General features: G+C 44.4%; 28 protein-coding genes. 22 read left to right on the top strand and 6 right to left on the bottom strand.

Annotated features, from left to right (window positions below; all coding sequences use genetic code 11):
• Positions 1 to 251 precede the first annotated feature (251 nt).
• The 8 genes from moeB to F752_RS0106435 all read left to right on the top strand — a co-directional run bounded on the left by moeB (position 252) and on the right by F752_RS0106435 (position 4,831).
• The gene (gene moeB / locus F752_RS0106470) at positions 252 to 1,394 is read left to right on the top strand and encodes a HesA/MoeB/ThiF family protein (protein ID WP_026135565.1); all 1,143 of its coding nucleotides are present in this window, start codon (positions 252 to 254) and stop codon (positions 1,392 to 1,394) included.
• Positions 1,391 to 1,834: a molybdenum cofactor biosynthesis protein MoaE gene (locus tag F752_RS0106465; protein ID WP_017730918.1), complete on the top strand. Its 444-nt coding sequence runs from the start codon at positions 1,391 to 1,393 to the stop codon at positions 1,832 to 1,834. The genes moeB and F752_RS0106465 overlap by 4 nt, the downstream gene beginning before the upstream one ends.
• A 75-nt stretch (positions 1,835 to 1,909) precedes the next feature.
• Positions 1,910 to 2,818 carry a bifunctional molybdenum cofactor biosynthesis protein MoaC/MoaB gene (gene moaCB, locus F752_RS0106460; RefSeq protein WP_017730917.1) on the top strand — a complete coding sequence of 303 codons (909 nt, stop codon included), beginning with the start codon at positions 1,910 to 1,912 and terminating at the stop codon, positions 2,816 to 2,818.
• 148 nt (positions 2,819 to 2,966) lie between these two features.
• On the top strand, positions 2,967 to 3,254 hold the full coding sequence (locus tag F752_RS0106455) for a hypothetical protein (protein ID WP_017730916.1): 288 nt from the start codon (positions 2,967 to 2,969) through the stop codon (positions 3,252 to 3,254).
• An 84-nt stretch (positions 3,255 to 3,338) separates the two neighbouring features.
• The gene (locus F752_RS25240) at positions 3,339 to 3,656 is read left to right on the top strand and encodes a 2Fe-2S iron-sulfur cluster-binding protein (protein WP_017730915.1); all 318 of its coding nucleotides are present in this window, start codon (positions 3,339 to 3,341) and stop codon (positions 3,654 to 3,656) included.
• Positions 3,657 to 3,722: 66 nt separating this feature from the next.
• Positions 3,723 to 4,121, top strand: a complete 399-nt coding sequence (locus F752_RS0106445; RefSeq protein WP_152425053.1) for a cupin domain-containing protein — start codon at positions 3,723 to 3,725, stop codon at positions 4,119 to 4,121.
• A gap of 12 nt (positions 4,122 to 4,133) precedes the next feature.
• Positions 4,134 to 4,526 carry a group III truncated hemoglobin gene (locus F752_RS0106440; protein WP_017730913.1) on the top strand — a complete coding sequence of 131 codons (393 nt, stop codon included), beginning with the start codon at positions 4,134 to 4,136 and terminating at the stop codon, positions 4,524 to 4,526.
• Positions 4,527 to 4,633: 107 nt separating this feature from the next.
• On the top strand, positions 4,634 to 4,831 hold the full coding sequence (locus F752_RS0106435; RefSeq protein WP_201766051.1) for a DUF2249 domain-containing protein: 198 nt from the start codon (positions 4,634 to 4,636) through the stop codon (positions 4,829 to 4,831).
• Between the two features lie 370 nt (positions 4,832 to 5,201).
• Here the strand turns inward: F752_RS0106435 and F752_RS0106430 are convergent, their stop codons facing one another.
• From F752_RS0106430 to ric, 4 genes are all read right to left on the bottom strand, one after another.
• Positions 5,202 to 5,720 carry a c-type cytochrome gene (locus F752_RS0106430; protein ID WP_236613987.1) on the bottom strand — a complete coding sequence of 173 codons (519 nt, stop codon included), beginning with the start codon at positions 5,718 to 5,720 and terminating at the stop codon, positions 5,202 to 5,204.
• Between the two features lie 122 nt (positions 5,721 to 5,842).
• A complete protein-coding gene (locus F752_RS0106425; protein WP_017730910.1) occupies positions 5,843 to 6,274 on the bottom strand; it encodes an RrF2 family transcriptional regulator in 432 nt (143 codons plus the stop codon).
• Positions 6,275 to 6,453: 179 nt separating this feature from the next.
• Positions 6,454 to 6,972 (bottom strand): hemerythrin domain-containing protein, encoded by a 519-nt coding sequence (locus F752_RS0106420; RefSeq protein ID WP_017730909.1) that lies wholly within the window; start codon positions 6,970 to 6,972, stop codon positions 6,454 to 6,456.
• Positions 6,969 to 7,931, bottom strand: coding sequence for an iron-sulfur cluster repair di-iron protein (gene ric / locus F752_RS0106415; protein ID WP_017730908.1), 963 nt, complete (start codon positions 7,929 to 7,931; stop codon positions 6,969 to 6,971). The genes F752_RS0106420 and ric overlap by 4 nt, the downstream gene beginning before the upstream one ends.
• Positions 7,932 to 8,290: 359 nt before the next feature.
• Here ric and F752_RS0106410 point away from each other — a divergent pair, with 359 nt between their 5' ends.
• Entirely contained in the window at positions 8,291 to 8,740 is a 450-nt protein-coding gene (locus F752_RS0106410; RefSeq protein WP_081604521.1) for a YceI family protein, read from the top strand.
• A 163-nt stretch (positions 8,741 to 8,903) separates the two neighbouring features.
• Positions 8,904 to 10,211 (top strand): hypothetical protein, encoded by a 1,308-nt coding sequence (locus F752_RS0106400; protein ID WP_026135561.1) that lies wholly within the window; start codon positions 8,904 to 8,906, stop codon positions 10,209 to 10,211.
• 121 nt (positions 10,212 to 10,332) lie between these two features.
• Here the strand turns inward: F752_RS0106400 and F752_RS25235 are convergent, their stop codons facing one another.
• Both F752_RS25235 and F752_RS0106385 read right to left on the bottom strand, forming a co-directional pair.
• Positions 10,333 to 11,199: a hypothetical protein gene (locus F752_RS25235; RefSeq protein ID WP_017730903.1), complete on the bottom strand. Its 867-nt coding sequence runs from the start codon at positions 11,197 to 11,199 to the stop codon at positions 10,333 to 10,335.
• A gap of 252 nt (positions 11,200 to 11,451) precedes the next feature.
• Complete coding sequence (locus F752_RS0106385; protein ID WP_017730902.1) at positions 11,452 to 11,976, bottom strand: universal stress protein; 525 nt, start codon at positions 11,974 to 11,976, stop codon at positions 11,452 to 11,454.
• Positions 11,977 to 12,105: 129 nt separating this feature from the next.
• On the opposite strand from F752_RS0106385, the gene F752_RS26215 reads away from it, so the two are divergent.
• The 12 genes from F752_RS26215 (at position 12,106) to F752_RS0106325 (ending at position 24,890) form a co-directional block, all read left to right on the top strand.
• Positions 12,106 to 12,264 carry a hypothetical protein gene (locus F752_RS26215; RefSeq protein WP_017730901.1) on the top strand — a complete coding sequence of 53 codons (159 nt, stop codon included), beginning with the start codon at positions 12,106 to 12,108 and terminating at the stop codon, positions 12,262 to 12,264.
• Between the two features lie 54 nt (positions 12,265 to 12,318).
• The gene (locus tag F752_RS0106375) at positions 12,319 to 13,866 is read left to right on the top strand and encodes a PAS domain-containing sensor histidine kinase (RefSeq protein WP_017730900.1); all 1,548 of its coding nucleotides are present in this window, start codon (positions 12,319 to 12,321) and stop codon (positions 13,864 to 13,866) included.
• 12 nt (positions 13,867 to 13,878) lie between these two features.
• Positions 13,879 to 14,322 (top strand): response regulator, encoded by a 444-nt coding sequence (locus F752_RS0106370; protein WP_017730899.1) that lies wholly within the window; start codon positions 13,879 to 13,881, stop codon positions 14,320 to 14,322.
• A gap of 87 nt (positions 14,323 to 14,409) precedes the next feature.
• Positions 14,410 to 15,642 carry a hybrid sensor histidine kinase/response regulator gene (locus F752_RS0106365; protein ID WP_017730898.1) on the top strand — a complete coding sequence of 411 codons (1,233 nt, stop codon included), beginning with the start codon at positions 14,410 to 14,412 and terminating at the stop codon, positions 15,640 to 15,642.
• The gene (locus tag F752_RS0106360) at positions 15,639 to 16,700 is read left to right on the top strand and encodes a response regulator (protein ID WP_017730897.1); all 1,062 of its coding nucleotides are present in this window, start codon (positions 15,639 to 15,641) and stop codon (positions 16,698 to 16,700) included. Before F752_RS0106365 ends, F752_RS0106360 begins: the two co-directional genes overlap by 4 nt.
• A gap of 76 nt (positions 16,701 to 16,776) precedes the next feature.
• Positions 16,777 to 17,646 (top strand): SDR family NAD(P)-dependent oxidoreductase, encoded by an 870-nt coding sequence (locus F752_RS0106355; RefSeq protein ID WP_152425052.1) that lies wholly within the window; start codon positions 16,777 to 16,779, stop codon positions 17,644 to 17,646.
• Positions 17,643 to 19,115 (top strand): flavin-containing monooxygenase, encoded by a 1,473-nt coding sequence (locus F752_RS0106350; protein ID WP_017730895.1) that lies wholly within the window; start codon positions 17,643 to 17,645, stop codon positions 19,113 to 19,115. The genes F752_RS0106355 and F752_RS0106350 overlap by 4 nt, the downstream gene beginning before the upstream one ends.
• A 40-nt stretch (positions 19,116 to 19,155) precedes the next feature.
• Positions 19,156 to 19,833 carry an alpha/beta fold hydrolase gene (locus F752_RS0106345; RefSeq protein ID WP_040664431.1) on the top strand — a complete coding sequence of 226 codons (678 nt, stop codon included), beginning with the start codon at positions 19,156 to 19,158 and terminating at the stop codon, positions 19,831 to 19,833.
• A gap of 748 nt (positions 19,834 to 20,581) precedes the next feature.
• Positions 20,582 to 21,628: a sodium:calcium antiporter gene (locus F752_RS0106340; RefSeq protein ID WP_017730893.1), complete on the top strand. Its 1,047-nt coding sequence runs from the start codon at positions 20,582 to 20,584 to the stop codon at positions 21,626 to 21,628.
• 325 nt (positions 21,629 to 21,953) lie between these two features.
• Positions 21,954 to 22,829: a dimethylarginine dimethylaminohydrolase family protein gene (locus tag F752_RS0106335; protein WP_017730892.1), complete on the top strand. Its 876-nt coding sequence runs from the start codon at positions 21,954 to 21,956 to the stop codon at positions 22,827 to 22,829.
• 198 nt (positions 22,830 to 23,027) lie between these two features.
• Positions 23,028 to 23,768, top strand: a complete 741-nt coding sequence (locus tag F752_RS0106330) for a hypothetical protein (RefSeq protein ID WP_017730891.1) — start codon at positions 23,028 to 23,030, stop codon at positions 23,766 to 23,768.
• 249 nt (positions 23,769 to 24,017) lie between these two features.
• Positions 24,018 to 24,890, top strand: a complete 873-nt coding sequence (locus F752_RS0106325; protein WP_017730890.1) for a patatin-like phospholipase family protein — start codon at positions 24,018 to 24,020, stop codon at positions 24,888 to 24,890.
• Positions 24,891 to 24,956: the final 66 nt, after the last annotated feature.

Here is a 24,956-nt window from a genome sequence, read left to right as displayed (position 1 = left end):
TCAGGCTTCTCCTCCATTTTCTTTGTACTTTTGCCTTGACGCAAAAGTACCGCAGCGGCGGACCGTCAAAAGGTCAAGGCTGTGATGAAAAAGCTAAATTTCAGTTCATTCCGCTGAAAACCTCCAAACTCGCCTGCGGCTCAAACAGTGGAGGTTTTTTAACCGCTCCATTACCTGAAATTCTTCACGCTTTTTCATCAAGGCCGTCCTTATTGAATATCAGTTTATCCAATAATTCACGTAAAGATGAAATGATGAATACATTCGAGAGATATCAGCGGCAAATGATACTGCCGGACTTCGGAAGGGAAAAGCAGGAACGGCTGCAGCAGGCCCGAATCCTGATGATAGGTGCCGGTGGACTCAGCTGTCCTGCTATGCTCTACCTGGCTGCGGCAGGCGTTGGTTATATCGGTATTGTCGATTTTGACCGGGTGGAGCTGTCGAACCTGCACCGTCAGGTATTGTACACCGAAGGCGACATTGGCAGATCCAAAGCAGAGGTGGCAGCTGAAAAACTAAGGGCTTATAATCCGGAGGTGGAAGTGCAGGCCTATACCACCCGCTTGAGTACAGAGAATGCACTGGAGCTGATGAGGGGCTATACCGTCGTGGCCGATGGTTCCGATAATTTTCCTACCCGCTATCTCGTCAACGATGCCTGTGTGCTGCTGGATATCCCGCTCATATATGCATCCATCTTTCGCTTCGAAGGACAGGTGGCGGTATTTAATTATTCCGGGTCAGAAAACAAGCAGCCGAAATTCACCTATCGCGACCTCTTCCCCGAACCGCCTAGGCCGGAGGAAGTGCCGAATTGTTCGGAAGCCGGTGTACTGGGCGTGCTGCCGGGAATCATTGGAAGCCTGCAGGCCAATGAAGCCATTAAACTGATTACCGGCATCGGGGAAACGCTGCATAACCGCCTGCTCACCTTTAATGCTTTAAATAATTCATTTTACGAACTTGAGTTGCAGCCCAATCCGGAATCAGCAGTCACCGCACCAAAAACTGAAGAGGAATTGAAGCAGATGGACTATGGTAGTTTTTGCGGAATGCCGGAAGTGGAGGTAGAAGAAATAGTGCCGGAGGACTTTGAGCGGCTCCTGCAGGAATCAGCTACGCTTGCCATTGATGTAAGGCGGCCTGAAGAGCAGCCAAAGCTGAAAAATCCTAAGGTTTGCAGAATTCCGCTACAGGAGCTGAACAGGAGGATGGAAGAACTGCAGGAAGCCGAACAGCTTCTCTTCATTTGCCAGTCGGGCATCCGCAGTAAAAAAGCAGTTGAGCTGGTGCGGAAAATATATCCTCAGAAAAAGCTGTGGAGCCTGAAAGGAGGCGTTAATGCTTTAGCTGCATCAGAAATAACAGAACAGGAAAAACAGTCATCATGAAAGAAAAGAAAAAGCGAAATTCATTCAGAGAAGGGGCCATTCCTGCTGCTTTTATCGGCGAAGCCATCGCCAAACACAGCAGTAAAACCGAGATAGGCGCCCATAGCATCTTTTTAGGGCAGGTGCGTAACGACATTATTGAAGGAAAAGAAGTAAAAGCCATTGAGTACACCGCCTATGCCGAAATGGCGGAGGAGGCAATTTATACTATCCGTGAAGATGCCTTCAGTAAGTATCAGCTCACCTGCATGCACATTTACCATAGCCTCGGAAGGGTAGCGACTGGCGAAATATGCCTTTTTGTATTTACCTCCTCCAAGCATCGTCGCGATGCCATTGACGCCTGCAACGAAATTGTGGAACGTATTAAAAAAGAGGTGCCGGTATGGGGAAAAGAGCTTTTTGAAGATGATACTTCCGTATGGAAAGTCAATACCTGAAGCCCCGCGGATTAAAAGTTGCTCCGCCTGAAAAACTACCATCAATTAAATACCTAATCCACCAGTAAAAAATAAATGGTCGACATTACCCATAAATCCAGTACCCTTCGCAAAGCCATCGCACAGGCTACCGTAAAAGTAAGTACTCCTGAAACCATTGAAGCCGTCGTGCAGAAGAAAGTCCCGAAAGGCGATGTGTTTGAGATGGCCAAAACCGCAGGACTCTTTGCCGCCAAGCGAACCAGCGATATCATCCCGGACTGCCATCCGCTGCCGGTGGAGTATACCGCTGTCCGCTACCGTATAGAAGAGCTGGAAATTTTTGTAGAGGTGGAGGTGCATACCATTTACAAAACAGGGGTGGAAGTGGAGGCCATGCATGCCGCTTCCGTGGTGGCTCTCACCATGTACGATATGCTTAAACCCATCGATAAAGGCATCGAAATCCGGAACATCAGACTGCTGGAGAAAAAGGGCGGGAAATCGGATTTTAAAGATAACTTCAGGCAGGGATTGAAGGCGGGTGTAATTGTCTGCTCCGATACCATTTCGGCCGGAAAGAAAGAAGATAAAGCAGGGAAGGCGGTGATGGAAAAGCTGGAGCAGCATAAGGTAACTATTGCCGACTACACCATTATTCCCGATGAGGTGGAGCAGATTCAGGAAAAGGTGCAGGCGCTGGTAAATGGCGGCTGCGATATGGTACTCATCAGCGGAGGTACCGGTCTCTCCAAAAGAGATGTTACACCCGAGGCAGTACGGCCGATGCTGGACAGGGAAATTCCTGGTATAGTGGAAGCCATCAGAGACTATGGACAGCAGCGGACGCCCTTTGCCATGCTCTCACGCTCTGTAGCAGGGCTGGTGGGTGATACTTTAGTGATAACCCTGCCAGGTTCTACCAGAGGAGCTGCTGAATCGGTAGATGCGGTTTTTCCTGCCGTTTTGCATATTTTCAGAATTATTGCCGGGGCGCGGCATTAGCAAAATCAGGTTTATAAAACCTATTTGAGGCTCAGATGTTTAGCAAAACCGGCTGAGATGAATCAGGCCTGGATATGATCTGAATCATAATTTTTCCGGTCTCCGGACGCTAATTTTATTCCATAGTAAAACTTAAAAATATTTTATTATGGAAAACCTGATGAACTGGTACAATACGAAATGCGAAGAGGCAAATTTTAATCGTTTGGGCCTGATGGCTTTTATTCTATTGGTTCAGACCTGTATTATTGTGCCTGTAACGCTGCTGTTAATCTGTGTGAATGGTAATGATCCTATCCAATTCGCGCTGATGGCAGTTTTGTCTTTTGCCATCCTGGTTAGTCTGCTTGGCGATATGTCTTCTAAAATAGTGTTGCCGCTCTTTATCATCAGTAGTCTCATTCACCTGGGCCTTATTCTGATCAATATTATTTAATTCAGTGAGCCAGCTGCTGATTATTATACCAGGGCTGGCTTTATTTTTTACACCCGAATAGTCCGGCTTTGGAAATTAGATCAGATGAGTAAGTATAGAATTTACATGGAGAATGAGTCGGGAGATGAAGAAATGCTGGAGTTTGAAGGGCATGAATACCGCAGTCTGATGGAGTTTGTGTACAATGAATTATTTGAAGACTGGGGCGATTGCAAGGGTCAGGCCATGTGCGGAACCTGCCACATTGAAATTTTAGAAGGAGAAAAGGGAGGGATGGAGCCTTATGAGGCACATACGCTTGAGGGACTTCCTAACAAAACTTCCCAAAGCAGGCTCTCCTGCCAAATGAGTCTCGATGCTTCTCTCCACAACCTCCGCTTCAGGATACTGAAGGATTATTAAGAAAATTCAATTAAACTGATGTTTCTGCTCTCCTTAGCAGCAATATTAAATATAAAATAAATGGATATGGAAAGCAGAAATGACAATCAGGTTGCCGGATCGAGAACCTCCCATGATGGACTCTTTAACTTTTCTCTTCCGGCCCTGGTACAGGAATTGAAGCAGGAAAATAGTTGGGCAAAGACTGGCCGAAGTGCCAGGTTAATGCATAAATCAGAAGCTCTTCGCCTGTTGCTGAATGTATTAAAAGCAGGTACAGAAATTAAACCTCATCAGGCTCCAGGCCCAATAACTGTTCATTGTATCGAGGGAAAAATAAAGTTCTTTGCGGAAGATAAAGCTGTTACTCTCGAAGCAGGCGAAATGCTGAGCCTGGAAGCGTTTATTCGCCATAGTGTCGAAGCATTAGAAGAATCAGCTTTTCTGCTGACTATTATTCCTCTGAATGTCCCGGACAAAAAGTAAAAGGATAGCCTTATGAAAAGAGAGCTAAATACAAGGGAAGACATTAGTTTCCTCATTCACACTTTTTATGGAAGAATTCGGAAAGATGAAATGCTGGGGCCGATTTTTAATGGCATGATCAAAAACTGGCCGGAACACCTGGAGCGGCTAACGGATTTCTGGGAAACAAATCTTACGCTGAACAGGACTTACAGGGGCAATCCGCCTGAAGCCCACCGGCGGGTGGACCGTTATATGGACTACAATATAAGTATGGAGCATTTCGGGCAATGGCTGCAAATCTGGTTTGCTACTATAGATGAGTTCTTTACCGGTACCAATGCCCAAATTGCAAAGAACCGTGCAAGAACCATGTCTACCCACCTTTTCCTCCGTATGTTCGAAAACCGGCCAAAACTGGTATAATACCTTTTCACGTGACAGCTTAGTGGCGGGAATCTTTGATGGTTTTTAAAGAACTTCATAAAGAAAAGTGTATGAAATTATTCCCTGTTACAAAAATTAAGCTCCCAATGAAGCCGAAGATTCTTCAGGAGTTTGATCGGCTACAGGAAGGGGAGAGTATGGTTATTTCTAATGAAAGCAACCCTTTTATTCTTTATTACCAGTTACTGGATGACAGAGGCGATTCTTTTAGTTGGGAATACCTTGAAAAAGGGCCACAAAAGTGGAGGGTAAGGATTCGGAAGCGGTTTAATTCGGTAAAATAGCTTTTTTAGGGTCGGTCTTCTAAAAGGATCGACCTTTTCTTTGTTTACCAGTTTTGGAGAAGTAGCCGCCTCATTACTTATTTCTGCTTTGTATACTCTTTCTCCTTATCTGGGGATGTAGAATTGGGAGTGTCCATGGTAGGGTTAGATCTTGATTGGAAAGGATTGGGTTTTGGCATTTGTAATAAAAATGGAGAGGGTTTCTCTTTTTTTGTTCAGGTAAGAGATAATTTTAGGCCGTGGAACCCCTTTTCCGGATAAGAGGGAAAAACAAAAAGAGCTGTCAGGTTTCGGCAGCTCTTACTCTCTTACGGTTATTAGTTACTTAATTTTATACAATTGCATTTTCTCTTTGGAGTAAAGAATGCTTTTAACTTCTAAGCATCCGGAGCAGGTAAATCGCTGTAATGGAAAGGATTACAGCTGCAGTACTCAATAGGCACAGAATAACTTTTACAGACATGGGCATTTCGGGGCTACCGGCTTTTACCACTTGTGCTTCTGCTATTTCAGGAGTTCCCTTTGGAAGAGTGGTTTCAGCTACAGCTTCCGGGCCTGCTTCTTCCAGATAGCTGAGCAGGTTATTAAGCTCCTCATCAGAGAATTTGTGTGGTGGCATAGGAATTTTGTTGTACTTGTTGAATAATTCAGCCGCCACTTCATCTCCTGCGGCTATCATTTGCTGCGAATTGGTGATAAAGCTTTTGATCCAGTCTGCCTCCCTTCTTTCCGTAACGCCTGCCAGGTCTGGTCCAAGGATATCTCCTCCACCAATGGAGTGACAGGCCGTGCAGTTGCCGGCGAAAATTTCCTTTCCGGAAAGGGTCTGGGCACGGGCACTAAACCCTACCAGCATCAACACCAAAGTGGCCCATAATCTTGTTTTCATGGTTAAATTAGTTTAGAGTTATTTAATGCTAAATAAGCATACAGCCATGAAAATAATTATGATGATAATCATATCCGGAAGGATTTTCTGTTTAGGGCAATTACTTGTTGCAGGAGAACTGCTTAACCCACCAGGTAAGCGAGGCCATTATTAACTGGCTGACATAAGTCCTTTATTTTGTTTTCCCTAAACAGCTTTTCCATGAGTTCCCTTGGCTTTTTGTATTGCTCATGGATAGGGCAGGGATGGGTTTCGGAACACTGGCTAAGGCCAAGGCCGCACTCATTAAACACGGCAAGTCCATCGATGGCTTCCACAATTAGAATTATGGGTTGGAGGAGTTGAGCTTCGCTTAGGTAAAAGCCTCCGGATGGTCCTTTGGTGCTGTTGATAACACCTCTCTTTACAAGCGTTTGCAACATTTTACTTACTGTATGTCCGCTTGCATTTATATGTTCGGCAATATCTTTGATAGATTTCTTTTCGCCGGTTTCTATCCCGGAGGCGAGGTAGATTACTGCTTTAATGGCTGTCTTACAGGTGTAGCTTAGCATATTCTGCAAATTTATAAATAAGGGGCTCCTGCAGGAAATATCAGGAGCCCCGGATCAGGAGGGAAATTTAAGGCAAATAAGTGACCTTTAGAAGTGCAATGGTTTCTTTCCCGCTTCCTACAGCTGGGCTTTTACCCGGAAGGCCGCTATTGCAAAGGCAGGTGAGGGAGCCCTCCTGTTTAGCTGCGATTTTCCGCAGTGATCTCTTTTGGCTTTCGCTCCCAAAAACGGTCTCTCCATTTTTCATCCTCAAGGTGTGGTCTGGCTGGTACCTCTTTTAAAAGCTTTAAAAGCTCCGCTTCACTCATGAGGGTCTGTAGTTGGTTAAAAAGTTCTCGCTCTTCAAACCGGATATGTGCCTCCAGCAGCTCGGCAAAGCTTTTGAGCCACTCAGGGTCAAAAGGAAAATGCCGGATGCTACTTACAAGGCCCCTTATTTCAGCATGTTCTCTCTCCGCCCGCTGTCGAAGAGAGTTATGCTCATGGAGAGTAGGAAAGAGAAATTTTTCTTCATCAGCGAAATGGTGCTGCAGGTCTTGTTCGTAAAAATAGGTCACGTACTGAGCAATGCGAACAGGCGGTATGCCTGCTCGCTGTCCCTGCCGAATCTTCCATACCAGCAAAAGCCCGAAATGATGATCCTTCGAAAACTCCACCAATGCAGGGCTTCTTTTGATAGGTTTTGTTTTTTTACTCATGATCTTAGCTCTTTTTCTATTTCCAGGGCTTTAGGAAAAAGAATGTTATTCTCGAGGTGAATATGGATGAAGAGATCATTTTCAAAGTCTTCCAGCATTTTAAATAGTAGCTTATAGCTGCCGCAGGCATCTTCCGGCAGGGCATAATTCCGGCTCAACTCTCTTATCTTTTCAAGGTCCCGTCCTGCTGAATCATGTTCTGCCTCCATCATCCGAACGGGGTTTTCTACCGTTCCAAAACCAGGTTTTGCTAAAGGAGTATTTTCTTTTTTTGCCCGGGCCAGTTCTTTAATGAAAGGGAAGAGGATATTTTCCTCTTTAGGCATATGGTCCAGTAACTCCTCACTTATCTTTCCTACCAGTTGGTTTATTTCAAATAATTCTGGGTGTTGCCTGCCATGGACCCGTGCTACTTTTTCGGCATAAGTACTAATATCCGGCAGCGTATTTCTAACATAGCTGTGGTGAGTATTTACTATGTAGTCTGCCAGGAAGCCAGGTTCCCAGCTCTGGTAAGGTAATGGCCTGCTGGCTGCAGGGTTTTCGTTTGCTTGTTGTAATTCCTGCTCGATTTTAGTTACATCAAGGCCTTTTTCCGCACAAGCCTCTTTAACAGTTTTCTTTCCACCACAGCAGAAGTCAAGTCCGTATTTTTTAAAAACTGCTGCTTTTCGCAGGTCTTTTGCTGCAATTTCACCGAGGGTTTCATCTTTTTCCCCGGCCGCCCTTTTTGTTAATACTACTTTCCACCACTCTGGCCCCTCCTCCAGGTACTCCCAAATAAAAATATTGCCCAGCTCGCCCAGCATCTGGTAGTAGAGAGGTTTAGGGTCATGGTCGTTATGGATGGTAAGACTTTGGCCCGGGGCAAGCTCTTCGAATCTTTTGAAAATGGTGGGATGTTTTTCCCGCGGGTCTAAAATGGTGACGTCGAGGATATTTTCTTCCTGTGCGATCATGGTATAGGTGTTTAAGTTTCTACTATGGCAAATGTAGTAAGAAATAAATAAAAGTAAAAGAGTGCCTCTATACTTTTAAACTATTTTCTAATTACTTCGAATCCAGCAAAATAAAGGCAAGGAATTCTGCTACAGCCCGAAGAGAATAATGATCCTTTCACCTTCTAATAAACTTAGCCCTATCTAATATAGCAATTCTGCCCTTTGGGCTTAGCGGTGGAGAAAGTACTGACTTTGATCAGGCAAAAAGCCATCAACTGTCATAACCCGGCCCATCATCCCTCATATTTTCCACCCTCTTTCAGGTCTACCTTTACATTATAATTAAAATAAAAAAGCACCACCAAACTTTAGAAATCATGAAGACCCTACTAATAATCTTTAGCTTGTTATGGTTTCCCTTTACCTACAACAGCCCACAGCATATTTACCAGTTCTCAGCCAACAGTAAGCTTTCCATTACAGGAACTTCTACTCTGCATGTCTGGACTATGGATACTAAAACAGTTAAAGGGAATGCAAATATAGAAATAGCCGACACTGAGATTCTTCACATTAAAGAAATCAATGTCCGTGTTCCGGTAGAAAGCCTTAAGAGTGGAAAGGCAGTGATGGATAAGAATGCCTATAAAGCGCTCAATTCTAATAAGTATCCAGACATTCACTTCCAGATGAAAGACTTTAATAAAATTGCTCAGCGCAATGGCGCTTCTGCCCTGGAAGTATCAGGAAATTTAACCATTGCTGGAAAAACCCGACCTGAAAAAATACTGGTGGAGTATAGGACAGATGCAACAGGAAACATATAGGTAAAGGGTTTAAAGGACATTAAAATGACGGACTATGGAGTAACTCCTCCGGAAGTAATGTTCGGCACTGTTAAAACTGGCGATGACATTACCATTTCCTTCGACCTTTATCTAGGCCAAACCAATATCTTATAAATATGCACAACTTCTTATCCTAATTATTATGAAACGCTTCATTCTTAAAACAACTTTTGTAGCTTGTACAGCGGTCTTTATGACTGCTCCGGTAGCACTACTTGCCCAGCAGGCGCCCTTTGATTCGTTCAGGGCCTATGACTTAGGAGGCCTGAATGTTTTTGAGCCTGTTCCAACAGACACTCTTCCTTTTGATGAGGTAAAGGTACGTTTTGGTGTAGGTTTTGCCCAGCAGTTGCAGGCTATCAGCCATACGAATAAGGCAGCAGAGCGACTGGTGGAGGGAACTGACCTGAACAAGTTAGCAGACATAGGAGTAGGAGCTAACCTTGCCACAGCCAACCTGAACCTGGATGCGCAGTTAGCAGATGGTATTCGCCTGAACCTGGTGACTTACCTATCCAGTCGCCACCACTCAGAGGCATGGGTAAAAGGAGGTTATCTTCAGATAGAGAAACTTACCATGCTCAACAGTGCGCTCATTGACAGGGTAATGGAGAATGTGATGATAAAAGCAGGGCACATGGAGATTAACTATGGTGATGCCCACTTCAGAAGAACAGACAACGGTGCGGCCATGCACAACCCTTTCGTGGGCAACCTGATAATGGATGCCTTTACCACAGAGGTGGGTGGAGAAGTGTACTACTTTAACAATGGCTTCCTTGCCATGGCAGGTATCACTACAGGTGAGCTCAACCCAAGTGTAATCAGCAAAGAAGATAAGTCCCCAGCCTTCCTGGGTAAGATTGGCTATGACAGCTATGTTGCTGATGATGTACGTGTCCGCTTAACAGGCTCTCTCTATACAGCTAACAGTGATTCAAGAAACACCCTCTATGGTGGCGACAGAACAGGCTCCCGCTATTACAATGTAATGGAGAATACAGTAGCCCCCGGCTTTACCTCAGGAAGAGTGAATCCTGGCTTAACAAATAAAGTAACCTCCATTATGGTCAATCCTTTTGTAAAAGTAGGAGGACTGGAATTCTTCGGAGTGTATGAAACGACTGCAGGAAAAGCTTCTGCTGAAGTTGAGGACAGACGCTGGAATCAACTGGCAGGTGAAGTTATTTACCGCTTCCTTGAAAGGGAACAGCTCTACATCGGTGCCCGCTACAACACGCTCAACGGGCAGCTGGCTCCTGCTAATGGAGTAGCCGGCAATGATGTAACCATTGACAGAGTGCAGGTAGGCGGTGGATGGTTCCTGACTGATAACATCCTACTGAAAGGAGAGTATGTAAACCAGCAGTATAAAGGATACGCCGAAACCAGCATCTTCCACGGCGGAGAATTTAAAGGGTTTGTCTTCGAGGGAGTTATCGCTTTCTAAAGTAGAAAAATCTCCTGCTGGTTTTGTTTGGAAATGAAGCCGCCCAAAAAAAGGCGGCTTCCCTGGTTTAATAATGCCAGAAGAGCGTTATCCTTCTTTTTCAGAACGAGCGGCAAAAGTCTCAGGAGGAGGTTTTGTTTTCTTCTTTCACGGTTATTTTCCTGGGTGGAGCAGGAGTAATGAACCTGTCTTTTAAGCCGGAGAACCTTCCCCTTAGTTTAATTTCCCCAGAAGCCTGCTCTTTCTTTATAATGTTAAGAACAAGGTTCATCCCTAGTTCTTCTCTGGTATACAGGAGCAGGCTGTAAATAAAATAGCTAATCCCCAACATTTCAAGTGCCTCTTCAATATTGGTAACCATGGCATATAAAAAGTTTTCTGTGCCCCGATTGAAGTTAATGTAGCCACCTATCATTTCAATGCCTAAAGCACCACCCAGGTACAGCAATGCGGCTAAAATAAACCTGTTCCTGAAACGGTCTTTCAGCTCAAGCAGGAACCGTATAAAGAAAATGCTCAGAATCCCTACAAATATCATTCCCGGTACTACCCAGGCAAAGTGCAGAAAGCCTGTTGCCTCCATGGCTCTCTGCATGGGCTCAATCATTAATTCATGAACACCTATAAACTCATCCATTGATAAGAGGAGGAAAATACCACTTAACAGAAGCCAGTAATATTTAAATGAATCAGCAATTTTAAATTTATTCAGGGAGATGTAAAACAGCAAAACCGCTACCGACAGTAGAAAGACAGAGGAAAAATAAGTGGGGATATTGTTCTCGTTATCCAGGTAAAAAAAGGTGAGCAGGATATGAACGATGTTCGTGCTCTTTTGTAAGTAGTATTTAAGAAAAGCTATAATGCTGCTGAAGGAGAAAAGCAATAAAATGAAGGAACACAAAAAATAGAAGACCTTTACCGGAGAAACTCTTAGAAACAGATGAGGCTGGTCGTTTTCCTGTGAAAAGGGCCGCGGGTACTTCATGAATTAACTTTTAGTAAGATGAAAAAAGAACATCAAAAAGGACTGTATCTTTAAAAAACAAGCAACAGCAGAACCAGTCTTCCCATATAAATTTTATTGTGTCGTTTAGGATATAATTAACAATAAATTAATATTGTTTAAATATAACGATCTTTTATGGTGATTTTTGCGAGTATTCAGAGAAGAAGGTAGTGTTGGCAGGAGAGTAGAAAAAGAAGGAGATGGGGAAGAAAGGTGAAAGCTGTTCAATGATTATGAATCAAGCCGCAGGTTTGATAAAAAGCCAAGCCCGGTGGTATTACAAAGGTTTTGCTCTTTTTCTACCATAAGGGCCAGTTGCTGAGTGAAATTCAGGAGAGCAGCCGGAGGTACACATACCACCGCAAAATCGTTTTTCCTGAGGAGTGTAGCGGCTACGGTACCCACAAAACCCAGTTCCTGTTTTGCTCCCTGAGTCCCAACAACAATTAGCTCCGCCTTTAAGTGTTGGGCCATGGCAGGTATTTCTGTTTCCGGAGTGCCAGGTTTAATCAGCCGGCTCACCGATATGCCAAACCGGCTGTGTATTTCCTGGGCAATAATATCCAGCTTTTGTTGGGCCAGTCCCTCGGGGCTCTTCTTTTTATCAACATTTTCTTCCTCCAGCATTTCGGGGGAAAAGGATAAGGCATGGAAAATGATTAAGCGACCTTTCAGACGATAAGCCAACTCAGCTGCATAAATGGCAGCTATTTGTGCATTTGCAGAAAAATCAGTGGCCAGTAAAATATTCTTCATTATTCTGAACTTTAGCTATCGCTGTAAATATCCTTTTGTTACTTTTAGAAAGTAGCCGGCACTCTCCCTTTCAGGTAGTTATGGCTGTTTCCTGAAATGTAAAAATACAGGTATGTGGAGTGAACAGGCATGATAGCCAACAGCCCGGAATATGATAAAAGTCATTATTTAACTACAGCAGTTGGAATATCTTTGGCAAAAAGCTTTGAGCCGAAAAATGCCTGCCTGCAAGGGCCTTTAAAGACTTTATGGTGCTTGATTTGGCTGGGTTTTTTACCTTTTGACTGATTGTTTAGTATATTTGATTACCTTCAAAACGATTTTTAGTAAAAACAGAAATACTTGGAAGAGCCACCCTACAGACCTGACTGGAACACAGAAGATAAATCAAGGCTGAAAGCAATCATTGACACAGCTATCGATGGAATTATTACCATTGATACTCATGGTATAATGGAATCGGTAAATCCGGCAGCGGCGAAAATATTTGGATATCAGCCTGAAGAAATCCTGGGGCAAAACATAAAAATTCTGATGCCTGAGCCCGACCGCAGCAGGCACGATGATTACATCGGAAACTACCTCCGCACAGGAGAGGCTAAAATAATTGGAAAGGGAAGGGAAGTTCTAGGCAAAAAGAAAGACGGCTCTGTTTTTCCTTTTTTGCTCAGCATCAGTGAGGTGCGCCTCCATGATAAGCTAATTTTTACCGGTATTGTGCATGATATCAGCGAACTTAAACAAGCAGAGGAAGCGCTACGGGAAAGTGAAAATAAAATAAACTCTATCATAAAAGCAGCGGTCGATGGAATAATTACCATCGATACCCGTGGCATTATGGAAATGGTGAATCCTTCGGCCGCAAAGCTGTTTGGTTATGAAGAGCATGAGCTGTTGGGGAAAAGTGTTAACATGCTCATGCCAGAGCCGGACCGAAGCCTGCACGACAGCTATATGGGGCGCTACCACGAAACGGGCGAAAAACGTATTATCGGGATTGGAAGAGAAGTAACCGGCATGCGGAAGGATGGGAGCCTGTTTCCTTTTTATTTAAGTATAAGCGAAGTTTACCTCTCTGGTCGAAAAGTGTATACCGGTTTTGTACACGATATAACTGAGCAGAAAATGAATGAAGAAAGGCTCCGCCGTTATGCAGCTGAACTTGAGCGCAGTAACAGGGAGTTACAGGATTTTGCCTATGTATCTTCGCACGACCTGCAGGAGCCGCTCCGAAAAATTCAGGCTTTTGGTGATCGCCTCCTGGGTAAGGACTATGAAAATTTAAGTGATCAGGGAAAAGATTATGTTGACAGGATGCTGAATGCTGCCTCCCGCATGCAAAACCTGATCAACGATTTGCTTTCTTTTTCAAGGGTTACCAGCAAATCAAAACCTTTTGTAAAAGTAAAACTCGATAATGTCCTTTCAGAAGTATTGTCGGACCTGGAAGTCGCGATAGAAAAGAGCAAAGCCGAAATTATTCGTTCGCCTTTACCGGAAATAGAAGCAGAACCAACCCAAATGCGCCAGCTGTTCCAGAATCTGATCAGCAATGCTATTAAATTTCGAAAGGAAAATGAAAATCCTATTATCAATATTTACGCTAAAAGTTTGCAGCGGAAAGCCCACCTTACCGCCACCCCGGGTGACCAGCTTACCGAAATTTATGTAGAAGATAATGGAATTGGCTTTGATGAAAAATACCTGGATAAGATTTTTAATATATTCCAGCGCCTGGAAGGCCAGAAGTACGAAGGCTCGGGCGTGGGGCTGGCCATTTGTCGTAAAATTGCCATCCGGCATGGGGGTGATATTACCGCCCGAAGCCAGCCGGGTGTAGGTACGCGTTTTATTGTAACCCTGGCCATCAGGCAACCCCAGGAGTCTTAAACGAAAAGAAAGATGAGTAAAAGACCAATTGTGATATTAATCGCTGATGACGATGCGGAAGACCGGATGCTGATTCAGGAAGCACTGGAAGAAAACCGGCTTAAAAATCAGATTCAGTTCGTTGAAAATGGGGAGGAGTTAATGGACTACCTTCATAACCGTAACCGCTTTAACGATAAGCAACAATTTCCTACTCCCGGCCTTATTCTGCTTGATTTAAACATGCCTAAAAAAGATGGCAGGGAAGCTTTGAAAGAAATAAAGACCGACGATACACTTCGCCTGATTCCGATTGTAGTGCTTACCACCTCCAAGGCCGAAGAAGATGTGCTGCGGACTTATGACCTTGGCGTTAGCTCTTTTATCACAAAACCGGTTACCTTTTCTTCCCTGGTAGATGTTATGAAAACCCTGAGCAAATACTGGTTCGAAATAGTGGAACTCCCAAAGTTTTAAGTAATAGACAATAGAGGTGAGACATAAGAGCTGAGACTGAAGAGCAAAATACCCAAGACTCATGACGAATGACTCCAGATTATACTCATGCCTGACAAAATAAAAATACTGCTGATAGATGACGATGAGGATGACTTCATCATTACCCGCGACATCATCAATGATATTCCGGGTCGAAATTATCTGCTCGACTGGACCGCTTCTTTTTCAGACGCCCTAAGGATGATTGATGAGCGGAAGCATGATGTATATCTGGTGGATTTTCGCCTTGGCGCTCAGGACGGACTGGAGTTAATTGAGCAGGCCATTGAGGCTGGCAGCACTGCTCCATTTATTCTGCTTACCGGGCAAAGTGATCGAGAAACAGATGAAAAAGCCATGCGTGTAGGAGCGCTGGACTACCTGGTAAAAGGAACAATTAATCCTTATGAACTGGAACGCTCTATCCGATACAGTATTGAGCATGCCAAAAGCCTTGCCCAAATTCAGAAGCTTAATACGGAACTGGAAGAGCGGGTGGAGCAGCGGACGCACGAATTGGCCGAGGCCATCCGGAAACTGGAGCGTACCAACAAAAGCCTTTTGGAAGCAGAACAGGAAGTAAGGAAAGCCTTACAAAAAGAGAAAGAGCTGAACGAACTGAAATCAAGGTTTGTAACCACTGCTTCGCATGAATTTCGAACTCCACTCAGTACAGTCCTCTCCTCGGCCTCTCTTATTAGCCGATACCACAGCGCGGAAGACGACGAAAAAAGGCAAAAGCATGTAGAGCGCATAAAGTCTGCTGTTAACAACCTTACCCTAATCCTTAATGATTTCCTTTCCATTAGCCGGATTGAGGAAGGTAAGATTTATAATGTGCCGGTTTCCTTTGATCTCCCGGCTTTGGCAACAGAGGTAAAAGATGAAATGCAGGGGTATTTAAAAGCAAGACAGAAGATTGATTTCCAGCATAGCGGCAAAGAAACTGTCGTGGTGCTGGACAAACAACTGCTGCGCAATATCTTTCTTAACCTGCTATCGAATGCAAGCAAATACTCCGGCGAAGGGGAGCCTATTTATTTTTGCACTGCCATAGAGGCAGGAGAAATTCGCATAAAAGTGGAGGACAAAGGAATTGGCATTCCTGAAGAAGATCAGGCCCACCTTTTTTCTCCTTTCTTCCGGGCAGGCAATGTGTCGGATATACAAGGCACCGGCCTCGGTTTAAACATTGTTAAACGGTATATTGATATAATGGGAGGGACCCTTGAGTTAAAAAGCCGCCTTGGTGAAGGAACCCGACTAACAGCCACTTTCCCAAAAACAGCCGAAATATGAAAAAGATTTTACTGATAGAAGACCACCAGGAAATCCGGGAGAACACAGCCGAAATTTTATCGCTTGCCAACTATGAGGTTATAGAGGCAGAAAATGGAAAAATTGGAATGGATAAAGCTAAATCAGAAAAACCCGATCTGATTATCTGCGATATTATGATGCCTCAGCTCGATGGCTATGGCGTTTTGCATATGTTAAGTAAAAATCCTGCCACCTCCGGAATCCCTTTTATTTTTCTGACAGCCAAGTCAGAAAAAGAGGACTTTAGGAAGGGAATGAATTTGGGAGCAGATGATTACCTGGTTAAGCCTTTCGATGATATAGAACTGCTAGATGCCATTGAAATGCGCTTGAAGAAGAATGAAATTCTCAAAGCCGATTTTCAGAAAAATGCCGAAGGGCTCAAGCAGTTTATGCAGGAAGCCAGTGGACTGGAAAACCTTGACAAAATGATTGGCGGTGGCCAGAAACGATCGGTATTGAAGAAAAAGCAGTACCTCTACTCAGAAGGGAGCTACCCCAATGCTCTCTACTTCCTGGACAAAGGAAGTATAAAAGGATACCAGACGAATAATGAAGGCAGGGAGTATATTACCAACCTCTATAAGCCCGGCGATTTTATTGGTTATATCGATTTACTCGAAGAGCAGCAGTATCGCGAAACGGCCGTTGCCCTGGAAGAGTCTGAAGTGGTGGTAATTCCACGGGATGATTTCTTTTCGCTGATTCACAAAAATCGCGATGTAGCCAATAAGTTTATCAAAATACTCTCCGATAATCTGGCAGAGAAAGAAGAACGTTTATTAAAGCTGGCCTTCCATTCTGTTCGCAAAAGGGTGGCAGAAGCACTGCTGCTGGTTGAAAAACAGTATAAAAAAGAAGGAGAGCAGAAGTATAAACTCTCCATCTCCAGGGAAGACCTGGCGAACATTGTAGGAGCATCGACCGAAACAGTCATTCGTACTTTAAGCGATTTTAAGGATGAAAACCTGATTGAGGTCAATAGCGGGAAAATCACCATTGTGAATTCAGAAAAACTAAGCCGGCTTAGGGGTTAATCGCAGGGCAGGATAAAATTTTGCTGGAAAGCGGGTTATCAAATAAAACAACCAAACCGAATAAAGTCTTTCAAAAATGTCCACTTCCTATCTTCCAAATTCTGTAATGCTGATAACAGGTGCGGCTTCCGGTATTGGACGGGAACTGGCGCTCCAGGGAGCAAAAAGAGGGGCTGCTGTAATTGGGGTTGATATAAATTTTTCGGAGCTGGAGGAGACCCAGGCGCTGGTGAGAAAGGAAGGGAATGAAATCGAAATCCACCAGCTGGATGTTGCCGATAAAGCTGCTGTTTTTGCTTTTGCTGATAAAATAATTCCCACTTTAGCGGGTCGCCGGCTGGTGCTGGTAAATAATGCAGGAGTAGGTTTATTTAGCGGGAGTTTTGAGCATACTGAGCTGGAAGACTTTGAATGGTTGCTTAACGTTAACCTTTGGGGAACGATATATCCCTGCAAAGCTTTTTATCCTTACTTCATCCGGCAGAATGAAGGTCATATTGTTAACCTCTCCAGTGTATTCGGCCTTGCTGGTGCCGCCAACCAGTCGGCCTATTGTACCTCCAAATTCGCCGTGAGGGGTTTTACCGAAACCCTTCGAATGGAATTAGCCGGCACTAACATTAGAACTACGGTTGTACACCCAGGTGGTATTAAAACTAACATTGTTCGAGCTTCCCTTCCTAAGGGGCCTATAGCAACCGAGGCCATGCACTGCAAATCAGTACGGCAATTTGAGCGAGCAGCCCCAACAACGGCCGAAAAGGCGGCCCGCCTTATACTGGAAGCGATAGAGAAGAAAAAGCAACGACTTGTGATTGGGCCCGACGGTAAAGCACTTGACTTTATCAGCCGTTTACTCCCTGTGCGCTATACCAAAATACTGAAGGGGCAGATTGCAAAAACCTTTACTGATCCCTATCAGGAGAGAAAGCGAGGAAAAAGGTGAAAGCAGATTTTCAGGTAGGCATCGTAGGAGCAGGCTTTGCCGGTTTGGTAGCAGCCCTGAGGCTGAAAAAGAGCGGGCGTGATAACTTCATCATTTTTGAAAGAGCGTCTGAAGTAGGAGGCACATGGCGCGAAAACATCTACCCCGGCTGTGCCTGTGATGTGGCCTCACCCCTCTATTCTTTTGCCGGGGAGCCTAACCTGGGTTGGAGTAAAATGTATGCCAGCCAGCCCGAAATTCTTGCCTATATCAAACGAGTGGTGGCTAACAACGGACTTGACAGGCACCTGCGCCTGAATACCGATGTGGTAGAAGTCCGCTTCCTCGAAAGCGAAGGCTACTGGAAAGTAATAGACCGGAAAGGGAATAGCTATACAGTGGCCGTTTTGCTCCTGGGCCTTGGACCTCTTAACCGGCCCCACATTCCCCGCTTCGAAGGCCTGGAGGAGTTTAGAGGCCGAACCTTCCACTCTGCCCGCTGGGATAGCAGCTACGACTTAAAAGGAAAAAGAGTAGCCGTTATAGGTACAGGAGCCAGTGCCATACAAATCGTACCCAGTATTGCTCCCATGGTAAAACAGTTGCTGGTTTTGCAGCGGACTCCGGCCTGGGTAGCGCACCGCTTCGATAAAGATTTCAGTGGTTTTAGCAAATGGCTGTTCAGGCGTTTTCCACTATTACAGCAAATTCAGCGTGAAGTTATTTACTGGCTCAATGAGCTCAGCGGGCTTGGGTTTATAGGCTATTCGCATTTCAATCGGCTGATGGCATGGCTCTCCTTACGAAAGCTGAAGAAGGAAGTAAAAGACCCCGAAGTACGGAAAAAGCTTCAGCCTCATTATACCATTGGCTGTAAGCGCATCCTCCGGTCCGACGATTTCTACCCCACTTTTAACCGCTCCAATGTTCAACTTATTACAGCCTCCATTGAGCGTTTTACGCAACAGGGCATACGCACAAAGGATGGACAGGAACATTTCCTCGATGCAGTTATTTTTGCGACGGGTTTTGTGGCCGCTGACATTCAGCTGTATACCAAAATAGTAGGAAGACAAGGCCGCCTTCTAATAGAAGAATGGAAGGAGAAGGGAGCTGAAGCCTTTCTTGGAACCACCGTGGCAGGCTATCCAAATATGGGCTTTATTCTTGGACCTAACACCGGCCTGGGACATAATTCGGTAATCCATATGATGGAATCGCAGATGAATTACCTGATGCAGTACATCGAATACCTTGAACAGAGCGGCAAGGAAAGCTTTTTAGAGGTGCGGGAAGAAGTACAGGAGGCTTATAATAAAAAACTACAGAGGCAGTTTAAAGGAACCGTTTGGAACTCGGGCTGCCAAAGCTGGTATATGAATGAGAAGGGAAGGAATACAACTTTGTACCCACGCCTGACGACCACCTTCCGAAAAATAACGAGAAAGTTTAATCCGGAAGATTACCATCTCGTACAAAAGGGAGGATAGGAGTAATCTGTTGTTTTCGAAAGCAATTGAAAAAGAAACTATGCGTCTTATTTTTATTCCCGGCTTTGGAGAAGATGAATCTGTTTTTGAAAAGCTTCATCCGCACCTGCCCGGCGAAAAAGTTTTCCTGGATAATTGGAGCCTGTTACCCGATAGAGAAATGCGAGGATTAAACGTGCTGCAGTATTCCGCTGATTTAGTCAGGCAGTTTAACATTACTGAAGAGGATGTGGTAATCGGGCATTCCATGGGGGGATGGATTGCCTGGCATATTAAGCACCTGGTGTACTGCCCCATTGTGCAGATTGCCTCCTGGACCGACCCCGGAAAAGTAGTGGCGCCCACCCGCAACCTTCCGCTCATCTTCTGGGCTACTAAAAAAAAGGTCGTGCTTAACCACCTGGTGAAAAAGCTGACGGTTTGGAAATATTACAAAGGGAAGCCCTCCATGGAAGTTTACCGCCATGTCTTCGAAAACATGGTGCAGGGGAATAAGGATAATGTCAACAATCAGTTCAGGCTTATTTTTAATCCTGTAAGGGAGAAAGTGCAGGAAAGCCCGGACCTTCGAATTCATGCCCGGGCCGATACGATTGTCCGCTTTCCTGACGAATCCACGTTCGAGGTGCCTGGCGACCATTTCTGCCTATATACCTATCCGGAGAAGGTGGTTCCTCCTATTGTAGCTTTGCTAAAGAAAGTGAAAAAAAGGCATTGAGTAAAGAATCGATGGTCCTCCTGGTTTAGCACTTTTCCATTCAACTCTGAAGGCGGATCTTTTAAATTTTCCCATTCATCTTCCATTATTTCCCTTTTTACACCTCAAGATACTCCTGCCGTTATTATTGAAGTAGCCGGAATCGCAAGGAAGCAGGCTTCAGGAAAAATAAGGTCATGAAAATCCAAGGTAAAGGCGGAGAGAATAAAATGCCTGAAAGAGCGCTTTTCGGTACAACTACCAAATAGCTGTTTTCCTTCACCTTACAAGATGGTCTAATCTTTTTCCTGTTGGGCTACCTCTCATTTCTCATTAAATAATAACGGCAAGGGTTTAACCTTGCCGTTTTGAAAATATTATTGTTACAGGGGAATGAAAAGTCCTGGTAAAAAAGTCTGCAACCTCCTGAAAAAAAGAGTTTAAAAAATGTTTGGTTCCGGAAACTCTTACTCAGGAATGGTGCCAGAAATAGAGAAAGCCTGGTGAAAGAGGGAAAATAGGTAACAGATTGTAAAATGAGAGGTTTGTTATATTAAAAGAATAGAGGAGGTGGATTGTTAACCTATTTATTATGAGTTAGTTGTTTTCAATATGAATGGGTTTTAGGATATGAGCTGGCTCAGAAGCGTTATCCCTCTCTTTATTTGAACCGGGTTAAATGGAGAATAGCTGGTTAATTTACTTCTGCTTTCTGTATGCGACAAACAACGGTTATGCTCAGGCATTTTTTTAACTAAATGAAATATATATGGGTACATGGATATGGGCTTTGGTTTTGATAGCGGCCGTGTGGGCGGCACACTGGGGAGCAGAACATCTGGCACATCCTCTCAAAAAATTAAGAAAGCAATGGGGCTTCTCTGTTGCCGCAGGTGGAGCTTTAGTAGGGCTGGCAGCCGCAAGCCCTGAAATAGGAATTAACATTGCCAGTGCTATAAAAGGAGTTGGGGACATTGGACTGGGAACTATGTTCGGATCAAATGTTATTGCCATTCCATTTATGGTTGTAACTGCTTATTTGGCTACACGGCACCTAAAGAAAAAGAATGCAGATAAAGAGCATCAACAACATATAAAGGAGCACCTTCTGAAGGTAGATCCAAAAGCGGTAACTGTGCAAGCTCTTCCGTACCTTTTGATTGTTGCGCTTGTGGCTATTTTAACAGTGCCACCTCAATGGAGAGGGCTGCAGCCTGTGGATGGGTGGATTATGCTGGGCATGTACGCCCTGTACTTAAGCCAGGCCTTGTTAAGAGGAAGAAAAGAAGGCGAAAAGGTAGAATGGAAAAAGAAAGAAATATGGCTGGCTATTGCCGGGATAGCTGTTCTTGCCCTAGGAGCCTACTTTACCGTTAGGGCTACCGAAAATATTGTGGACGCCCTGGGAATGTCGAAGATTGTGGGTGGCCTTTTTATTACCGCACCTATGGCGGCGCTCCCAGAAGTTTTTGCCACCTGGAATGTTGCCAAAAGTGGACAAATCACTTCTGGGGTTACCAGTGTAATAGGAGATCATGCAGTTACTTTAACAGTGGCTTTTTTCCCTCTGGCCATGGTAACCCTGCCGGTAAATAATTTCCCCCTTTTTGTAACAGTTCTCAGTTTTGTAGGTCTTATGGGTATTTTATATGCGGCTTTTATTCAATGGGGCGGCGAGGCGGATCAGGATGGTTTTAAGCGTTGGCAGGTAGTTGCCTTAGGCCTTGTTCTCCTTGTTTATGTGGCCGTAGTGCTGTTTGGGGTCCTGAATATTTTAAGTAACGGTTCAGGAGCCACAAGTGGTAGTGCAGGCTAAAGCCTGCTAAAAAGGAAGGGGAAGCTACGGGCATTTCTGTAACTGTTTACGTTTGCTAACATAAGAAGTGAAATAAATAGGAACGATAAAATAAATAGGCCACAGCTGCTGAAGTTCTGTTGCTTAAGAAGAAGGGACTAAAAGTATTTTTCTTAATAGTTTGCTATTAAAGAGGGAAGCCCGACTGGAAATTGGTTTTTTCAAGGAGGGGATAATGTACTGGATATAAGACTTTTTGTCCCTCGTTCTCCTGGCCGGCTACTCTTACCAATTAAAACAACTTATGCCGCTCAGTGCTTTTATAAGTTAAACAGATATCAATAAAATGGAAAGAATAAAGTTGCAGGTAAGCAATGAAACTGCTCCGCTTAAGGCAGTCGTACTCGGCATAGGTAAAGACATGGGAGAGCCAAGAACTATCGATCCCATGAGCCGAAAACATTTAAAAAACAATACCTATCCTGAAGAGGAGGATGTAAGAGAGGAGATTGGTGCTTTTGAAAAGGTGTTGCGGGAGAATGGGGTGGAGGTGTATCGTCCACAGAATTTAGAGGGTGTCGAACAGATATTTACCCGGGACATTGGCTTTGTTATCGAGGACAACTTTTTTGTAGCCAACATGAAAGAACCCGTCCGGCAGAAAGAATTGGAGGGAATAAGCGGAATCATGGAACAGCTCGACCCCAGTAAAATTATTGAAATTCCTGAAGGGGCGACCATAGAAGGGGGTGATATTGTACTATGGAATAAATTTGTTTTTGTTGGGCAAAGTGGCAGAACCAATTCGGAAGGAATTACTTTCCTGCAGAAAATGCTACCCGATAAAGAAGTGATTCCACTGCGGATAAGAGAGAGTAAAGACCCTGTGGAGCATATTCTGCACCTCGACTGTGCCTTTCAGCCAATTGGGGAGGAGGAGGCCATTATATTTCCGGAAGGTTTTGTCGATCCACCGGAAGCTATTCTCGATATTTTTTCCGATAAACAGCTGATAAAGGTAAACCAGGAACAGAAGGTAAGAATGTGCCCCAATATTTTCTCTATCTCCCCTGAAAAAATAGTGGTAGAGGAAGGGTTTAAAAGCTTGAAACCTCTGCTACGATCGAGGGGCTATGAGCTGTTTGAAATTCCCTACAGCGAAACCTCTAAACTAAGCGGCCTGTTAAGGTGCTCCACCTTACCCCTTCGGAGAGAGGGGTAAAAAGCTTCAGGCATAGGGAAATACAGTCACAGAAGCTTTCATGGTAATTACAACCGGCATTACCAAACAATGATGGTAGGCAACTGTTGGTCAAGGTAAACAGGTAACAAAAGAAAAAGGGAAAGATACTGCCATGGTAGAATCTCCTTTTTCATTTTTTAGCCGGTTAGATAAATTTTTTAACCTGAAGTGAATGCCATGAAAAAAGCTCTTTTAATTTTCACCCTTCTTTTGTGTGTTACTTTTTCTGGTTTTGCCCAGAATAATATCATCACCGTGCCTGTTCCGGAGATTGTTCCAAAGAAGAAGGTGTATGTGCAGCCAGGGGTGGTGGTAAATCGTAACCTTGCCCAGTTTGGCACTATCGTATCTTATGGATTGGGAGCTAACTTTCAGGCAGGTATTACCATTACAGATGTAACAACGAATTTCGGGCCGGAAGAAACCTTCTTTCCCATCGATTCCGTAAAGCCAGGGTTAAATCCGGATGTGCTGGTGAATTTTTCCAAAGGGTGGAAATTAAGTAAAGGAACCTGGCTGGGTATCGGAACGATGTCCGGGTTCAATGTAGCCGATAATGGGGCAGACTTCTCTTCTTTTAATTACTTTAACGGCCAGACAAAAATCTTTAAGGATAACCTGGTCCTGCTGGGGGTTTATTACGGCAACGACACCCGGCTTGTCACCAAAGAAGGCAAATTTGGATTGCTAGCCGGATTTAAAGTGCCACTCTCAAAGAAGTGGTCATTTGCTGGCGATTATATTTCCGGGAATAATGCCAGGAGCTATATTAACACCGGATTTGGCTACAAAATTACCAGTCATTGGGCAGCCTATGGAGGAGCTGTTATCCCGGCTCCGGATAGTGGCAACAAGCTAGCAGGAACCCTCCAGTTCAGGTATTTAGGGGGGAAGGAGAAGAAGAAGAAAAAGCCGTAAAATAGCGGTAAAGAATTGCCATTCTTTTGTAGAGGTATGAAAAGAAACAGGTAAAATAGAATACTTAAAATCAATGAAGAACTGCGCCTCCCTGCACCTGCGGGAGGCGCTTTTTTTTAGAGGTTGATGAGGTTTTTCTTCCGTCAATAATATATTCTGCTTAATTAACCATTTAGTTAATTCCAGCCTGCTTTCCTTTAGTAAGTGTCGTTCCTTTATGCTTTCTTTGGGAACAAGCTGTTAACATAAATGAAAAACGTAAGGCTGGTTTTAGGAAGCGGGAGCGCAAGGGGTATCGCCCACATAGGCGTTATAGAAGAGCTTGAAAAGGAGGGGTATACCATTAAGGAAGTAGTAGGCTGCTCCATGGGAGCGCTGGTTGGAGGAATTTATGCGGCAGGATGCCTTCCGCAGTATAAAGAGTGGCTCCTTAAACTTAGCAAGCTGGACGTGTTCAGGTTGTTCGATTTTACTTTTTCTGTGCAGGGTCTTATCAAGGGCGAACGGGTATTTTTAGCCATAGAGGAATTGATAGGCGACCAGCAGATCGATGATTTCAGTATTCCTTTTACCGCAGTGGCCGTTGATGTGCTTAACAGAGAAGAGGTTTACTACCGCCGCGGAAGTCTTTTCAAAGCTTTAAGAGCCTCTATTGCCATTCCTACCTTGTTTACTCCTGTTCCGGATGGAGGAGCACTTCTGGTGGATGGGGGAGTGCTGAATCCATTGCCGCTCAACCTGGTAAATAAAGAAGAGGGAGACATAGTGGTGGCAGTAAACCTGAATGGAAAACCAGCTCCCTGTGCCCCACAACCTCTTACTGTCGAGAATAAAGAAAAAGCGGCTTACCTGAGAATGCTGGAGGCATTTCGCACCCAGATTTTAAAGATGGATACAAAAGCAGAAGAGAAGGCAGCTTATATGGGCTTCTTCGCTCTCCTTAATACCTCCTATGAGCTTACCCAGGATAAGGTAGCAGAGCTGATGGTGCACATTCACCAGCCCGATATTATGGTGACCATCTCGCGCGACAGTTGTGGAGTGTTTGAATATTACCGTGCAGAGGAGCTGATAGAAGAGGGGCGGAAGGCCTTCCATAAAGCACGTCAGCTAAGCCAGTAAACCGCTTATTTAATAAAACCTCCCGAGCTTGTTATTTGCCCCGGCAGGAAACCGTTCAGAGGACAA

It is taken from the genome of Nafulsella turpanensis ZLM-10, assembly GCF_000346615.1.
GTDB classification, from domain to species: Bacteria; Bacteroidota; Bacteroidia; order Cytophagales; family Cyclobacteriaceae; genus Nafulsella; species Nafulsella turpanensis.
The sequence above is the reverse complement of the archived record's forward strand: the minus strand, read 5'-3'. Positions and strand labels throughout refer to the sequence as shown.

Bases quoted from the DNA above. Each gene is read 5' to 3' on its own strand.
- F752_RS0106410 (WP_081604521.1), top strand. From the start codon at position 8,291: ATGAAGACCCTACTAATAATCTTTAGCTTGTTATGGTTTCCCTTTACC.
- F752_RS0106420 (WP_017730909.1), bottom strand. From the start codon at position 6,972: ATGAGTAAAAAAACAAAACCTATCAAAAGAAGCCCTGCATTGGTGGAG.
- F752_RS0106325 (WP_017730890.1), top strand. From the start codon at position 24,018: ATGAAAAACGTAAGGCTGGTTTTAGGAAGCGGGAGCGCAAGGGGTATC.
- F752_RS0106360 (WP_017730897.1), top strand. From the start codon at position 15,639: ATGAAAAAGATTTTACTGATAGAAGACCACCAGGAAATCCGGGAGAAC.
- F752_RS0106345 (WP_040664431.1), top strand. From the start codon at position 19,156: ATGCGTCTTATTTTTATTCCCGGCTTTGGAGAAGATGAATCTGTTTTT.
- F752_RS26215 (WP_017730901.1), top strand. From the start codon at position 12,106: ATGATAGCCAACAGCCCGGAATATGATAAAAGTCATTATTTAACTACA.
- ric (WP_017730908.1), bottom strand. From the start codon at position 7,931: ATGATCGCACAGGAAGAAAATATCCTCGACGTCACCATTTTAGACCCG.
- F752_RS0106465 (WP_017730918.1), top strand. From the start codon at position 1,391: ATGAAAGAAAAGAAAAAGCGAAATTCATTCAGAGAAGGGGCCATTCCT.
- F752_RS0106425 (WP_017730910.1), bottom strand. From the start codon at position 6,274: ATGCTAAGCTACACCTGTAAGACAGCCATTAAAGCAGTAATCTACCTC.
- F752_RS0106455 (WP_017730916.1), top strand. From the start codon at position 2,967: ATGGAAAACCTGATGAACTGGTACAATACGAAATGCGAAGAGGCAAAT.
- F752_RS25235 (WP_017730903.1), bottom strand. From the start codon at position 11,199: ATGAAGTACCCGCGGCCCTTTTCACAGGAAAACGACCAGCCTCATCTG.
- F752_RS0106365 (WP_017730898.1), top strand. From the start codon at position 14,410: ATGCCTGACAAAATAAAAATACTGCTGATAGATGACGATGAGGATGAC.
- F752_RS0106370 (WP_017730899.1), top strand. From the start codon at position 13,879: ATGAGTAAAAGACCAATTGTGATATTAATCGCTGATGACGATGCGGAA.
- F752_RS0106435 (WP_201766051.1), top strand. From the start codon at position 4,634: ATGAAGCCGAAGATTCTTCAGGAGTTTGATCGGCTACAGGAAGGGGAG.
- F752_RS0106385 (WP_017730902.1), bottom strand. From the start codon at position 11,976: ATGAAGAATATTTTACTGGCCACTGATTTTTCTGCAAATGCACAAATA.
- F752_RS0106340 (WP_017730893.1), top strand. From the start codon at position 20,582: ATGGGTACATGGATATGGGCTTTGGTTTTGATAGCGGCCGTGTGGGCG.
- moaCB (WP_017730917.1), top strand. From the start codon at position 1,910: ATGGTCGACATTACCCATAAATCCAGTACCCTTCGCAAAGCCATCGCA.
- F752_RS0106440 (WP_017730913.1), top strand. From the start codon at position 4,134: ATGAAAAGAGAGCTAAATACAAGGGAAGACATTAGTTTCCTCATTCAC.
- moeB (WP_026135565.1), top strand. From the start codon at position 252: ATGATGAATACATTCGAGAGATATCAGCGGCAAATGATACTGCCGGAC.
- F752_RS0106400 (WP_026135561.1), top strand. From the start codon at position 8,904: ATGAAACGCTTCATTCTTAAAACAACTTTTGTAGCTTGTACAGCGGTC.
- F752_RS25240 (WP_017730915.1), top strand. From the start codon at position 3,339: ATGAGTAAGTATAGAATTTACATGGAGAATGAGTCGGGAGATGAAGAA.
- F752_RS0106355 (WP_152425052.1), top strand. From the start codon at position 16,777: ATGTCCACTTCCTATCTTCCAAATTCTGTAATGCTGATAACAGGTGCG.
- F752_RS0106330 (WP_017730891.1), top strand. From the start codon at position 23,028: ATGAAAAAAGCTCTTTTAATTTTCACCCTTCTTTTGTGTGTTACTTTT.
- F752_RS0106430 (WP_236613987.1), bottom strand. From the start codon at position 5,720: ATGAAAACAAGATTATGGGCCACTTTGGTGTTGATGCTGGTAGGGTTT.
- F752_RS0106445 (WP_152425053.1), top strand. From the start codon at position 3,723: ATGGAAAGCAGAAATGACAATCAGGTTGCCGGATCGAGAACCTCCCAT.
- F752_RS0106335 (WP_017730892.1), top strand. From the start codon at position 21,954: ATGGAAAGAATAAAGTTGCAGGTAAGCAATGAAACTGCTCCGCTTAAG.